Genomic DNA, 14,643 nt, shown 5'->3' on the forward strand with positions numbered 1-14,643 from the left:
CGGGCGAGGCGATACCTTCCTCTTCAGCCGTGGTATTGCTTCATCGAACAACTGGGAGGCCATCATGAAAAAGATTTTGCGCTTAACCCGCAATGGTCTTCAGCGCAGCCATGTCGGTGCTGTTTTTTGCCTGCTCGCTGCATGCGTTTTGCTGCCCAGATTTGCAATGGCACAAGAGCTCCGCATTTTGACCTCGATGCCGGCAGCCCTGTTCGAACCTTATGCCCAGGCTTTTGAGGAACAGCACCCTGATGTTTCGGTCAATGTGTTAAACAAGAACACCAATGCCGGGGTCGAAGAAATCGTGCGTGGGAACCCGCGGGGGTTTGATATTTTCTGGGTCTCCTCGGCAGAAGCCTTTGCCGTTATTAATGCCCATAACGCCTTTCTGGCCGACGACAGCACCACTGATTGGCAGCCTACACCGCGCGGCAACGCGGCCTTTTATCCATTTGCGCTGTCGTCAATTGGCTGGGCGCAAATGCAGGATTCCAAGGCCCCGCGGCCCAGCGAATGGGACGACCTGCTTCGCCCAGACTATGTGGGTAAGGTTGCGATGACGCGCCCCTCCCGGTCTGGCACAACCCATATGTTTGTCGAGCGTTTTCTACAGGTGCGTGGCTGGGAAGGTGGCTGGGCCTACTTGCTTGCGCTATCGGGAAATCTGTCCACTCTGACGTCGCGCAGTTTTGGTGTGATCGACGGGCTCGAAAAACAGCGCTTTGATATTGGCATCACCATTGATTTTTTGGCCCTTGCCCAAGCAGACGATGGGCTGACCTTTAGCTACGGGAAACCTGTAATGGTGATGCCTGCCCAAATTGGCATCCTATCTGGTGGACAGTCACCGGATCTGGCAAAGAAATTTGTCCAGTTGGTGCTGTCACCAGAAGGCCAGAGAATACTGCTGCGACCTGAAATCCGTCGCATCCCAATAGATGCCAAATTGCGCGCCGATGCAGGGCCCGCAGCAAGGGACATCGAATCCGCGTTGCAATTGAACTGGCTACCGTATGATGCGCTGCTTGCGCGTGACAGATACTGGGCAGTGAACAGCTTGTTTGATGTCTTTGTGACCTTCCAACTGGAGGAACGCCAAAGCGCCTGGCGGCGGCTACGGGAACTACAACAAAGCGACGACACTGAAATTCTGTCCCGTCTGCCCGAAGTGGAACAATTGCTTCGGCACATGCCTGTGACCGAGACGAATGCAATCAGTCAGGGGGTAAACGATGTCCCGACCCGCGTCACCGCCTTCTCTGCACCCACGGCCACGCAGCAAGACATGCTTGCGCGTTGGCACGCGGACGCCGCTGCTACGATGAAAAGCGTAACCGTGTTGTTGAATGGCCTAGAACAAATGGCGGACCAGCGCGAATGACGATTAAACCGTCCACCAACTGGATACCAAGCATCTGGGCCCGCCTTATGGTGGTGGTCCTTGCCATTGTCACAGTGGTCTGGGCGGTGCTGGCGGTGGCGATCCTTTTTTTCAAACAGGTGAATGATGACTACGCCACGCTGGCGCGATCGCATATCCCCCGACTTGCGCTGGCCAGCGAGCTGGCTGAAAATTCGGCCAAACTGGCCAATATCACCGCTGCGATCGTAGGGCGGCAGGATGGCCAGCAGGATCGGCAAATTCAAAAATCTCTCGAACAGGTCATCCTTGCAATTACCGATCAGGTAAATCGAGCGGGTGCAGACAGCGGTCAACCCATCGGGCGTGGCCTGGGCGAGCTGTTGGGCAAGGTACTGACCGTTTTGGAGGAACGTCACGACCTGGCCCTGCGCACCACCGCGCGGATCGGAGACCTGCGCTGGCTAAACGTCGACATCCAGGACGAAGTCGATCCACTGCTCAGTGATTTCACATTCAACATTGCCGTGGCCACAGACAATCTGGCCAAAAGCTCTGACCCGGCGTTTCGCGAGAGCCTGTCCAAACGGATCACGGCCGAGCGGGAAGCCCGCGATCTGGTGCAGGACATCGGCAGCGAAGCCGCCACCCTGGTCACCCTGATCATCCAAAGCTCGGTTGCAGTTGAACCCACACAGCTAAGCCTGTTTCTGAGCCTGGCCGAGGATTCCATGACCCGACTGAATGTCATGGCCGTGGCCCTGCCCGGCGCAACCGAGTATCTGACTCTGCGCCAATCAGTGCAGGCACTGGGCCCCATGGCGCAGGGCGAACGGGGCGTGTTTGAACTGCGTGGCAATTGGATGGACAGCCAGGTGGAACTGCTGGAGCTGCTAAGTGCGGTGCAAACCAGGCTGGCGGATCTGCAATCCGAACTTGCCAGCGTTGGGGCCGAGCAGCGCGCACAGGTTTTGACAGTGACCCAAGAGGCCGCCGCGCGGTCAGAACTGGCGATTAAGGTGCTGCTTGGGCTTACCGTGTTTGCAGGCCTGATTGGCGTGGTCGCCCTGTTTGGCTACGTACGCCCTGGCATCGTTCGCCCCCTGGGCGAAATGTCCGCAGCGATGCTGGCCATTGCCCGCGGCGATCCGCCCGGTCCCCTCCCCCGCATTGGAGATGACGAAATCGGGCAAATGGCCCATGCCGTTGGCGTGTTCCAGGAATCAGTTCAGTCCCGAGACGCGGCCTATGCCCGGCTCACCACTGAAGTGGCCGAACGCCGCCGCGCTGTTGAAACGCTGAAGCAAACGCAGGAAGATCTGGTTCAGGCCGGTAAACTGGCCGCACTTGGCCAGATGTCATCGGGCATCAGCCACGAGTTGAACCAACCGCTTGCGGCCATGAAGCACCGCATTCACCTGCTGCAAGAAGGTTATGACAAAGGCAACGATGATAAGGTGCGCCGCCAGATCGAACGCATGGATGGCTTGACCGACCGTATGGCCGCCACCATCACCCACCTGAAACGCTTTGCACGGCGCTCGACCTATCGCTCGGACGTTTTGGAGCTGGGCGCTTTGGTCAGCGAAAGTGCCCTGTTGCTCAAAGGACGGATTGATGCACCCGGCATCGAATTCAAAGTCTCTGACCACGTCAAACAGGCTAAAATTCAGGGCGATCATATCCTGATTGAACAGGTTTTAGTCAACCTGCTGTCCAATGCGCTGGACGCAATTCAGGCCACCGAGCGCGACACCGGAACCATCAGCCTCAAGGGCACAACCGAGAACGGTATGTTCTCTCTGGTGGTCAGTGATGATGGCGGCGGTCTTGGTGACATGGACCCAAGCACCGCGTTTGACCCCTTTGTCACCTCCAAAGAAGTTGGCGAGGGCCTCGGGCTGGGTTTGTCAATTTCATACAACATTGTTAAGGGCATGGGCGGAGACCTGAAGCTGGCAGCCAATCCAACTGGCGGCACACAGGCCATTTTGACCCTGCCAACCGGAGACCCACAACCTTGACCGAGCCGCTAGTCTACATCGTTGACGACGACAATGATCTCCGTGAAGCGGTGCTTGATACCTTAGAAGATACCGGTCTTCCTGCCGCAGGTTTTGCCTCGGCAGGCGCAGCACTAGAGCAGCTGGACCCCAACTGGCCCGGTGTGGTTGTGTCCGACATTCGCATGCCGGGCATGGGTGGGATGGAGTTCCTGCACGCGGCGCGTGAACAGTTCCCAGAAGTGCCATTTATCATGATCACCGGCCACGGTGATGTGCAAACCGCCACCAACGCAATGAAGGCCGGGGCCTTTGACTTTCTGGAAAAACCGGCCCGCCCCGACCATCTGGTCGACGTGGTACGCCGCGCGCTGGAAATGCGCCGCCTTCAGATCGAAAACTCGAACCTGAAAAACATCGTTGCTGATGGTGGCACGCTCAAATCTCGGCTGATTGGCAAGTCCAAGGCCATGAAGGCGCTGCGCAAGGAAATCCTGGCCGTTGCCCCGCTCAAGATTGATATCCTGCTGCTGGGTGAAACCGGCACCGGCAAAGAACTCACCGCGCAAAGCATCCACGATCTGTCCCCGCAGGACGACACCCCGTTTCAAACCGTCAATTGCGGCATGCTGTCGGATGACAACTGGCACGACGCAATCGAGACCAAACTAACAGCCACTGACGGCGGCACCCTGTTCCTGGACGAGCTGGAGGCGCTGCCCGAACCGCTGCAACTGCGTCTTTTGGCCCTGATCGAGAGCCGCGACAGCCATGGCCCGCGTATCATCGCCGCACTGAAAAGTGATCCTGCCCAACTGATCGCCGAAGGTCGCCTGCGGGCGGATCTGTATTACCGCATCAATGTTGCCCAGATCATTCTGCCGCCCCTGACCGAGCGCGAGAATGACCTGTTTGTACTGCTCGAGTTCTTCATTCGCGACGCCGCCGCGCGCCACCAGCTCAAGCTGCCAGAAATCACCCAAGAGATGCTCAACCCGCTGCGCGTCCACACCTGGCCCGGCAACGTCCGCGAGCTGCGTAATGTTGCCGAAAAAATGGTCATCGGCCTGCCGCTTTCGCTGACGGCTGGAACGTCTGATGCCAAGGCCCCATTTGGTAAGGATGAAAGCTATGACGACGCGATGGCCCGGTTTGAAAAGGCCCTGCTCCGGCATGCGCTGATGCAAGCAGGCGGGCGCAAAGGCCAGGCAGCCGAGTCGTTGGGCATCCCCAGAAAACGCCTGTACCTGCGGCTCAAGACACTGGGACTGGATTAGTAGTATCGGGTCAATACCGACCCAATTCGCGTGTCAAAATTGACCCATTTTTTCAAAAAAATTCAATTACTTCAATTATTTGACAAAACACCACCCGTCGGCCTCTTTTAGCCTATCCGGAGGTGTTCTTTCGCCTGCCGGAGTTCATTCTGGGAGGAATACAATGAAATCTTTTGTACGTGGCACAGTTGCTGCTGCACTTCTTGCAACCACATCATCCATGGCCATGGCTGCGGAAAAAGTGGTGGTGATCACCTCGTTCCCGAACTCCATGACCGGCCCGATTGAGGCTGCTTTTGAAGCCGCAAATCCAGGCGTCGATCTTGAGATCCTGAACAAAAAGACATCGGCTGGTGTGAAATACATCCAAGAACTTGCCGGCGCCAACACCGCCGACGTTTTCTGGGCCTCTGCCCCTGATGCTTTTGAGGTTCTGAAGGGCGACAATCTCCTTGCAACTGCCAGTGTCACCTCGACCGGTATTCCTGACACAATCGGTTCTTACCCGATCAACGATCCGGACGGAAAATACATCGGTTTTGCAGCTGCTGGTTACGGCATCATGTGGAACGAGCGTTACCTGAAAGGCAACGATCTTGAGCCCGCCAAAGAGTGGTCCGAGCTGAAGAACCCTGAATACCACGGCCACGTTGGCATGTCTGCGCCATCGCGTTCGGGCACCACGCACCTGACTGTTGAAACCCTGCTACAGGGCGAAGGCTGGGACAAAGGCTGGGCTGAATGGAAATGGATCGCTGGTAACTTTGCCACCGTCACCGAGCGTAGCTTTGGTGTGCCTGATGGCGTCAACACCGGTAACTTTGGTCTGGGCATCGTGATCGACTTCTTTGGCTTCTCGTCCAAGGCGTCGGGCTTCCCGGTTGATTTTGCTTACCCAACAGTGACTGCTCTGGTTCCGGCCAACATCGCAGTAGTCAACGAAGCTCCAAACGGTGACGGCGCACGCGCATTCATCGAATACCTGCTGACCCCAGCGGGCCAAGAGGTTCTGCTGGACCCAGCCATCATGCGTCTGCCTGTTAACCCGGCGACATATGAAGCTGCTCCAGAAGGCTTCCCAAACCCGTTCGCCGAAGGCTCGACCATTGGTGCCGCAGTTGAATTTGACGTGTTCAAATCCAAGGCGCGTTACAACCTCGTCAACTCGATGTTCGACGTAATGATCACCTACCGCTTGGATGATCTTCGTTCCGCCGTACGTGCCGTACAGCTGGCCGAAGCTAAGCACGCCGACGGTGACAACGCCGAAGCCAAAGCTCTGATTGCCGAAGCCCGTGCCTTGATCGAAGCCAACCCAATCGACGAAGCCAAAAGCTTGGACGCTGAGTTTGCCGCGACCTTCACCAAGAAGCGCAAGAAAGCGACTGACACTGTAGGTGAACGTCAGGCTCAGGTTGAGCAGGGCTGGGATACCATGGTTGTAGAAAACTACCGCCGTGCTCAGGAACTCGCTGAAAAAGCCGCCGCTATGTAAGGCGCACCCGGCGCGGGCCCCTGCGGCCCGTGCCAACTCAAATCCCTGCAAGCGGCCTCTCCCCCAGCTTGCAGGGACCTCGATTTCGTCAGTTTTGACAACGGAAGAACCCCAATGTCCGACACTTCTCGCCCCGGCTCTTTAGCCGACAAATTACCCTCGGCCTTATTTCCGCGCCTCAGCGGATTGGGCATGGTCGCCGCGCTGATCGCCATGCTCCTGATCGGCCTGCTCATCATCCCAGTTCTGCTGGTTATCTATGTCGCGTTTCTGGACCCAAATACCGGGGCACTCACGCTCAACAACTTCCAGGATTTCTTTGGCTCCTCGCTGTTCCGGGAAAGCTTCTGGAACTCCTTCTACGTCTCGGCCATGTCCGTGGTTGTGGCCACCATCATCGCCCTGCCCTTGGCCTATATCACCACCCGCTTTAACTTTGCCGGGTCGATGGTCATCCAGTCGCTGGGGTTCATCCCACTGATCATGCCACCCTTTGTCGGCGCGGTTGCCATGCAGCTGATCTTTGGCCGCAACGGCACCATCAACCTGCTTTTGAAAGAAAAGTTCGGCGTTTCGATCCCCTTCATGGACGGTCTGAACGGTGTGATCCTGGTGCAAAGTATCCACTACTTCCCGTTCATTCTGATCAACCTGTCCACCTCGCTGCGCAACATTGATCGGTCAATGGAAGAAGCCGCACAGAACCTCGGCTCCTACGGCATGCGCCTGTTCCGCCGGGTTGTGTTCCCGCTGGCCATGCCCGGCTATATCGCTGGTGCGGCGCTGGTCTTCATCAAGGTGTTTGACGATCTGGGCACCCCGCTGCTGTTGAACGTCAACAACATGCTGGCACCCCAGGCTTTCTTGCGGATCTCGTCGATCGGCATCAGTGACCCAATGGGCTATGTGATTTCGTTCATCCTGGTGATGTTCTCAATCTTCTCGCTCTGGGCTTCGTTCCTGTTCATGCGCGGCAAGGACTACTCCACCACACAAAAAGGTGGCGGCGGTCTCAGCAAGCGTGACCTGCGCACCCACGAGAAAGTCATGGCTTACGGTGTTGTTGCGCTGATCCTGCTGGCGGTGCTGTCACCCCACATCGGGCTGACCCTGCTGTCCTTTGCGACAATCTGGTCTTATGCACCGCTGCCGGATGGCTACACGATGCAGAACTTTGTCACCATGTGGAACTCGTCCGGTGAATATATCACCAATACCGTGATCTACGCTGGTCTGGCCGCTGTAGCTGACATCATCATCGGCACCGCCATCGCCTATATCGTGCTGCGCACCAAGATCTTTGGCCGCAAGGCGCTGGACTATCTGGCAACCGCTGCGCTGGCTGTTCCAGGTGTTGTGCTGGGTATCGGCTATCTGCGCCTGTTCCACGGTATGGAAGTGCCATTCAGTGGCGAGCCTATGGCCAGCTGGTGGGTGATCATTGCTCTGGCCCTGATGATCCGTCGCCTTCCATATGCCCTGCGTGCCTGTACCGCTGCCCTGCAGCAGGTCAGCGTCTCGCTTGAGGAAGCGGCTGAAAACCTCGGAGCAAGCAAGGCCCGAACCGTCAAGAAGATCGTGATCCCACTGATGACCGGCGGCATTCTGGCTGGCTTTGTCACCAGCTTTGCCACCGCAGCGGTGGAGCTCTCGGCCACCATCATGCTGGTCTCCTCGGACAGTGACGCGCCACTTGCTTATGGCATCTACCTCTTCATGCAGACGCCTTCGGGTCGTGGTGCAGGGGCCGCCCTGGGTCTGGTTGCGGTGTTGATCGTCGGACTGGGCACCTTCCTTTCGCAAATGGTCGTCGAGCGCGACAAGAAATACCGCATGAGCGGACAAGAACAGTGATGTTCACATCATTCAAAAAGACCCCCATGCGGGCAGGAGATCGAACATGAAACAGCAAATGGTCGGTATTGAAATTGAGAACGTCCACCTCTCCTTTGGCGACACAGAGGTTCTGACAGGGGTAAACCTGACAATCGAACCGGGTGAGTTCTTTGCCTTCCTCGGCCCTTCGGGGTCTGGCAAATCCACCCTGCTGCGGGCCATCGCGGGCTTTGGTCCACGCCCCAGCGGTGCCATCAAGATCGGCGGCAAGGACATCGTCGATCTGCCACCGTGGAAGCGCAACGTCGGCATGGTGTTCCAAAGCTACGCGCTGTGGCCTCACCTAAGCGTGCGTGACAACGTGGCCTTTGGTCTGCGCGAGCGCAAAATGCCCCGCGCCGAGATCGGCCCACGGGTGGATGCAGCGCTGGATCTGGTGGGTCTCAGCCATCTGGCAGACCGGATGCCAAACCAGCTGTCCGGTGGTCAACAACAACGGATCGCTCTGGCACGGACCGTGGTTGTGGAACCGCAGGTTTTGCTGCTGGATGAACCGCTGTCGAACCTGGATGCCAACCTTCGGGTGCAGATGCGGCGCGAGTTGTTATCGCTGCAGCGCAAGCTTGGTCTGACCACCATTTTTGTGACCCACGATCAGGAAGAGGCCAACACCACATCCGATCGCATGGCGGTTCTGGACGGCGGTGTGATCCAGCAGGTGGGCTCACCTCAGGTGCTGTATGACAACCCGGAAAACCTGTTTGTGGCCAACTTCCTTGGCACCGCAAACGTGCTGAACGGCAAGGTTGAAAAGTCAGGCGACCAGATGCGGTTCCTGACCAGCACTGGCGACGTTCTGCCCGTGGGCGACACCAGTGTGACCTCAGGCTCGATTGTGCTGCGCCCGCAGAACATCACTATTTCAGCCAAGGGTGATGACGACACTATCAAGGGCAAGGTGCTGCACCGCGAATTCCTCGGTAGTCAAATCCGTTACATCGTCGAGGCCGCCGGGTCTGAAATCATCGTCGACCAAAGCCACGCCGTAGGCGCGGACTGGCAGGAAATCGGTGGCGACGTAGCCCTGCAAGTCAATGCACAAACAGCGGTGGTAATCGCTGACTAGTGATCCCCGATCACGCCAAACTGAGCTGAGCCAGAGCGATCTGGCTCAGCCTTTTTTGTTGCCGATATTCGATCTGCTCTAGGGGTGTTGCGCACCCACCGTACGGTCAGGTTACGGGATATTCTGAAATCCCTGACACATTACCCCCGATCATGATCACCGCCCGGCCTGACAAGCCCGGCACAGGTACTGGGCCCCCTTGTGAAAGGGGCGCTATTGGAATGCATTTACGCTCGGGGGATAAAGTTCCCGACCAACTCCGCTTTTGGCGACGTCGCCACATGTAACAAAGAACTGACTGAACTAACGGTTATACATTGAACGCAGGATCTCCAAACCGGTTGGGAAGTGCCCCAACCGGGCCAAGAATATTGCTTGGCTTACCCCCCCATTAAGGAATGCGGCTGCCCGGGTGGGTGCAGAATGCGCCCGCCGTGGGGCGGGCTGGCGCATTCCCGGGCCGCAAGCGGCCCTGAAAAACGAACACAGGACGTAAACTCTAAATCTCACTCACCTGATAGATCGAGCGAGCCAACCACTCTGGATTCACTTCAACACCCCAGCCCGGAGCCTCCGTCACCATCGCCTGACCATCCTTGATCTCATAGGGATCCCAAACAAACAGATCCTGCTGCCACGGATAGTAATCCGCGCCCTCGATTGAGAACTCCAGATACTTGCCCGCATTTGGGATCGCCCGCAGCAGGTGCATGGTGAACAGCGTCACCATCGACAGGTTGGCGCAATGTGGCGTACAGGGCAGCCCCGCCGCCTGCCCCATTTCAGCCACCTGCATCGTGCGGTGCATACCCCCCATGTACAGGATATCCGGCTGGATAATATCCACCGCCCGTATGTCGATCATCCGTCTCCAGTGCTGAAAATCGCAGTCCTGCTCGCCCCCCGTCACATCCAGCTCCAACGCCTCTGTCACCTTCTTGGTCTCTTCCATCAGCCAATAGGGACAGGGCTCCTCGAAATGCTCGACCCCATTGTCCTGCAACATCTTGCCCACTTCGATGGCGCGCGGCGCGGTAAAGCCCGAGTTGCCGTCGACCAACAGCGAGACATCCTCACCCAGTACCTTGCGCACGGTTGGCACAATCTCTTCGGTCCGACCGGGCCATTCATCGATGTCATGTCCACATTCAGCCCCCACCCGGAATTTAAAGGCATCAAACCCGTCCCGGTCTCGCAGGGCCAACAGTCGGTCCGCCTCGTCCCTCGCGCTGATATCCCGCCGCATTGACGAGGCATAAGCGCGCACTGGTCCAGCCGAACCGCCCAGAAGTTCTGCAACCGGCTTCCCCGCTTGCTTGCCCCGCCAGTCCCAAATGGCGGTGTCTAAACCTGCCAAGGCACGACGCAGGTAAGAGCCCGGAAACTTGTGCTCACGCTCAGTCACCTCAACGGTCAGGACTTCCAGTTCCGACATATCGCGCCCCAGCACCCAGGGCGCGACCTGCCGGTGAAACACCTGCACCGTGATGTCGGAATGATAGGTCGACACCTGCCCCCAACCGGTGCTGCCATCCTCGGCCGTGACCCGGATAAAGCCGACAAATTCATTGGCAAAACTTTCCAGCTTGGTAATTTTCATGCTCAGCGTCCTGATTGTAAAATAAGATCTGCCCCCCGATGCGCCAGCATCATGGTGGGGGCATTGGTGTTACCGGATGTAATGTTAGGAAAGGCCGAGGCATCGACAACCCGCAGGCCATCAACCCCATAAACCCGCAGATTTTCATCCAGAACCGCAGTGTCTGCACCCGGCCCCATGCGACAGGTCGAGGTAGGGTGGAACACGGTGCCGCAACGCTCGCGGAAGTCTTCCAGAATGTTCTCGTGGTTCATGGCCATCAAATCCACATCCACCGGTGCCTCGATCAACCGTTGCATCGACGCAGTTTTGACAAGCCGCTGGCAGAACCGCCCTGCAGCGATCACGTCCTGCTGATCCTTGTCCGTGTTCAATGAATTCGGCTGGATCAATGGCGCAGCGCTGGGGGCTACACTCTGAATATCAATCCGCCCCCGGCTGGTTGGTCGGGACGGCTGTGGCCCGATGATAAAGCCGGGGAACGGATCTGGGTGAACCGTTCTCCGCTTGCCGCTCACTTGCGTTTTGTAAGACACCGGATTGAAATACAACTGCAGATCAGGGCGCTGCAGGTCTGCTGAGCTTCGAAAAAATCCTCCACATTGATTGACGCTCAGCGACAATGGCCCCTTGCGGGTCAACGCATACTGCATGCCAACGGCCAGTTTGCCATACCAAGGGCGCAGCACATTGTTCAGAGTGGGTTCAGTGGCTTTGAAATAGTAGTTGATACCCAGATGATCCTGAAGATTGCCACCGACATTGGGATTGTCCACCAGCACTGGGATACCATGTCGTTGCAAAACCTCACCCGGCCCAATCCCTGACAGCTGCAGGATTTGCGGCGATTGAACTGCTCCGGCGCTCAAGATAACCTCGCCCTGGGCCTCAAAAATATCACCGCTGCCGGTTTCAACTCCGGTTGCTTGCCCATCTGTGATGATGATCCGCCGAACCGGCGTGTTGGTCCTGAGTTGCAAATTCTTGCGCCGCAACGCTGGTTTCAGAAACCCATAGGCCGATGAACACCTTCGGCCACCAATGGTATTGATCCCATATGCAGTCGCCCCCTCTGGCGCGGAACCATTGCAATCCTTGGTTACGGGCAGGTTTAGGTCATCCATCGCTGCAAAATAGTGTCGGTTAACTGGGTGAATCTGTTTCGATGAATCCTGAATGTGGATCGGTCCATTGCCGATCTTTGTTCCGGCAGACGTAACTTTGGTTTCAATCGCCGCATAGTGACGTTGAACTTTATCCCAGCCCCACCCCGTCGCACCAGCTGCTTGCCAATCGTCAAAATCTCCCGGCAGCCCACGACAATAAACCAGCGCATTGATGGAACCTGACCCACCAACCAATTTCCCACGTGGCCAATAGGCTACGCGGTTATTCAATGCCTTTTCCGGTGCTGCGGTGAATTTCCAATTCCGCCGTGGATCATTGAACAGCTTGCCATAGCCCAGCGGCAGCGAGACCCAAGGGGATTTGTCACTGCCGCCAGCCTCTAGCAACAAAACCTTGTTGCGCGGATCGCGGCTCAACTTGTCGGCCAGCACACAGCCCGCCGAGCCTGCTCCGACAATGATATAGTCAAACTTGGTCATATCTCTCCCCGTCTTCCGTGTGGGTATGGGTGAGGACAGGCCACAGACAAAACTAAAAATCATTTGCCGCAACCTGCAAAATATTTGTAGCAATTGGACATGACCTATCAAATGCCCCCTCTCATCTGGCTCCGCGCGTTCGAGGCCTCTGCCCGGTTGGGCAGTTTCACTAATGCCTCGCGCGAGTTGCTGATCACCCCTGCCGCCGTCAGCTACCAGGTGCGTTCCCTGGAACAGCACCTTGGCTATCCGTTGTTCGAGCGCGGCCACCGGTCTCTGCAGCTGACCAGACTGGGGCATACCTATCTGCCCGCCGTCAGCCGGGCCTTTTCCGATCTGTCAGTTTCTACCGTCAGTGTCTTTGGCAGTCGCGAACGCCGCCCGGTGCGGTTTCGCTGCCTCAACAGTTTTGGCCATTTGATCATGGTGTCCCGCTGGAAAGAGTTTCGCGTGCAGCACCCGGATATTGACCTGCAGATGACCTCGGCCTCGTGGTCCGAAACGCTGGAGGACGAAATGCTGGATCTGGATATTCGATTTGGCGATGGGAGCTGGCAGGACGGCACAGCCGAACTGTTGCTCAACGAACCGATCATCCCCGTATGCCACCCGGACCTGACTCTAGAGAGCGTTGAGAACCCGCTTGAACAGATTGCCACTGCGCCGCGCATCGACGTTATTGGTGTGGTCGACACCTGGGAGAACTATTTCCTCCAGCACGGGATCAAAATAGGCCCCCGTGACCTGGGGTTGCAGGTTGATCAATCCGTTTCCGCTCTAGAGCTTGCGATGCAAGGATTGGGGCACTGTCTGGTCCTGCGAAGCTTTGCCCAACCCTATTTGGACAGGGGGCAATTGGTGCAGTCCTGCGATATCGCGATGGATACCCAGAACAGCCATTATCTTGTCTACTCGGGCCCGCGCAAAAATCTGTCGGCTGAGGCCTTGGTGTTCTGCGACTGGATCAAAAACGAATTGAATAGTGGTGCCTAGCATATCGCTTGCGCTAGCCCCTTTAATACTCGACACAAGACCGGAAATGAAATCGGAGACCTCACCATGCTGATCTATGGACTAAGCACCTGCTCAACCTGCCAAAGGGCCCGCAAGACGCTGGAAGCGGAGGGCGTGGAGGTCACGTTTCGCGATGTCCGGGCTGAGCCGCTGAGTGAAGCGGAGCTTGCAACGCTTATCGTTGAATTTGGCGATCGTTTGGTTGATCGCACCACCAATGATTGGCGTGGGCTAAGTGATTGGTTGAAGCATTCAGAGGCCGAAGATCAGATCGCCGCCAAGCCCAAGGTGATGGCCCGTCCGGTGATCCAGAATGGCGACAGCTATTATCTGGGCTGGGACGACGACATTCAGAAAGCCCTGCTTTCCTAAGCAAGTATCACGAGAACTTGCGGAATAGCCGGGTCATGTCGAACAACTCATCCAGCCGTTCATAGCGGTCGCGGGTCTCGGACCAGCTTTCTTCTTGTGTCGCGGCGATCATCGCCTCAAGCAGCATCATGGTTGAGATGTTGGAATCCCACGCCGAAGGGATTTCGACCCAACAGTTGAAACTGTATTCCGCCACAGGCGCGATGGGGCTGGCCCATTGGTCAGTGATCAGAACAACCTTGACCCCGCGTTCAGCCGCCAGTTCGGCCAGCCGTTGCAAGTTGGTTTCATAACGGCGCACATCGAACATCAGCAGCGTGTCGCCTTCGACCATATCCAGCACATAGTGCGGCCAGGTGGCCGAGGACGAGGTCATATGTGTGACCCGCTGCCGGATCGCCTGAAAGTGAGTAAAGGCATAGTCGGCCAGGGCACGCGTGATCCGCCCCCCCACCACGTACAGGCGACCCTCGGTATTGGCCAATTGGCGGACCGCAGCGTCAAATTGCGTGGCATCAATGTTGGAAAATGTCTGCCCCAAATTGTCTGTCACTGCTTGTGCAAATCTATTCAGCATATGACCTTCGGGCGCTTCGGTGGTCCATTTGTCGCGTCTTTGCGTGGGCCCTGAAACAGTTGCTTCAAGCTCTTTCAACAACGCTTGATGGAATTGCGGGTAACCCTTGAAACCCAGTTTTTGTACCATCCGGGCCACGGTCGGTGTCGACACATCTGCGTTTGCGGCCACAATAGTGATCGAGGCCAAACCAGCTGCGGGATAGTTTTCTAGCAATGATGTCGCGAACTTACGCTCGGACTGGGTCAGCGTTGAGTAATGTTCGCGCAGCAAATCACGCACTGTGGCAGTTGGTTCGGTCAATGTACTGGTCCCATGCTGAATGCCGCTTTTTAGAGCACATGTATCGCAAAGAGAAGACCTTCACCCTTGCGAG

Annotated in this window: 11 protein-coding genes; 8 read left to right on the top strand and 3 right to left on the bottom strand. The window is 57.0% G+C overall.

Annotated features, from left to right (window positions below):
* Positions 1–64 precede the first annotated feature (64 nt).
* The 6 genes from AC2T28_RS18275 to AC2T28_RS18300 all read left to right on the top strand — a co-directional run bounded on the left by AC2T28_RS18275 (position 65) and on the right by AC2T28_RS18300 (position 9,097).
* Positions 65–1,381 carry an ABC transporter substrate-binding protein gene (locus AC2T28_RS18275; RefSeq protein WP_486750083.1) on the top strand — a complete coding sequence of 439 codons (1,317 nt, stop codon included), beginning with the start codon at positions 65–67 and terminating at the stop codon, positions 1,379–1,381.
* Positions 1,378–3,384 (top strand): ATP-binding protein, encoded by a 2,007-nt coding sequence (locus AC2T28_RS18280; protein WP_486750084.1) that lies wholly within the window; start codon positions 1,378–1,380, stop codon positions 3,382–3,384. The genes AC2T28_RS18275 and AC2T28_RS18280 overlap by 4 nt, the downstream gene beginning before the upstream one ends.
* Entirely contained in the window at positions 3,381–4,640 is a 1,260-nt protein-coding gene (locus tag AC2T28_RS18285; RefSeq protein ID WP_486750085.1) for a sigma-54-dependent transcriptional regulator, read from the top strand. Before AC2T28_RS18280 ends, AC2T28_RS18285 begins: the two co-directional genes overlap by 4 nt.
* 163 nt (positions 4,641–4,803) lie before the next feature.
* Positions 4,804–6,135 carry an ABC transporter substrate-binding protein gene (locus AC2T28_RS18290; RefSeq protein WP_486750086.1) on the top strand — a complete coding sequence of 444 codons (1,332 nt, stop codon included), beginning with the start codon at positions 4,804–4,806 and terminating at the stop codon, positions 6,133–6,135.
* A gap of 114 nt (positions 6,136–6,249) precedes the next feature.
* The gene (locus AC2T28_RS18295) at positions 6,250–7,989 is read left to right on the top strand and encodes an ABC transporter permease (protein ID WP_486750087.1); all 1,740 of its coding nucleotides are present in this window, start codon (positions 6,250–6,252) and stop codon (positions 7,987–7,989) included.
* Positions 7,990–8,035: 46 nt separating this feature from the next.
* Positions 8,036–9,097: an ABC transporter ATP-binding protein gene (locus AC2T28_RS18300; RefSeq protein WP_486750088.1), complete on the top strand. Its 1,062-nt coding sequence runs from the start codon at positions 8,036–8,038 to the stop codon at positions 9,095–9,097.
* A gap of 499 nt (positions 9,098–9,596) precedes the next feature.
* Here the strand turns inward: AC2T28_RS18300 and AC2T28_RS18305 are convergent, their stop codons facing one another.
* Complete coding sequence (locus AC2T28_RS18305; RefSeq protein ID WP_486750089.1) at positions 9,597–10,697, bottom strand: mandelate racemase/muconate lactonizing enzyme family protein; 1,101 nt, start codon at positions 10,695–10,697, stop codon at positions 9,597–9,599.
* A 2-nt stretch (positions 10,698–10,699) separates the two neighbouring features.
* Entirely contained in the window at positions 10,700–12,304 is a 1,605-nt protein-coding gene (locus AC2T28_RS18310; RefSeq protein WP_486750090.1) for a GMC family oxidoreductase, read from the bottom strand.
* 99 nt (positions 12,305–12,403) lie between these two features.
* Between AC2T28_RS18310 and AC2T28_RS18315 the strand changes: the two genes are divergently transcribed.
* Both AC2T28_RS18315 and AC2T28_RS18320 read left to right on the top strand, forming a co-directional pair.
* Positions 12,404–13,297 carry a LysR substrate-binding domain-containing protein gene (locus AC2T28_RS18315; RefSeq protein WP_486750091.1) on the top strand — a complete coding sequence of 298 codons (894 nt, stop codon included), beginning with the start codon at positions 12,404–12,406 and terminating at the stop codon, positions 13,295–13,297.
* Positions 13,298–13,363: 66 nt separating this feature from the next.
* A complete protein-coding gene (locus AC2T28_RS18320; RefSeq protein WP_486750092.1) occupies positions 13,364–13,690 on the top strand; it encodes an arsenate reductase family protein in 327 nt (108 codons plus the stop codon).
* A 7-nt stretch (positions 13,691–13,697) separates the two neighbouring features.
* Here the strand turns inward: AC2T28_RS18320 and AC2T28_RS18325 are convergent, their stop codons facing one another.
* Entirely contained in the window at positions 13,698–14,570 is an 873-nt protein-coding gene (locus AC2T28_RS18325) for a MurR/RpiR family transcriptional regulator (protein ID WP_486750093.1), read from the bottom strand.
* Between the last annotated feature and the right edge of the window lie 73 nt (positions 14,571–14,643).

It is taken from the genome of Parasedimentitalea nitratireducens (assembly GCF_057444295.1).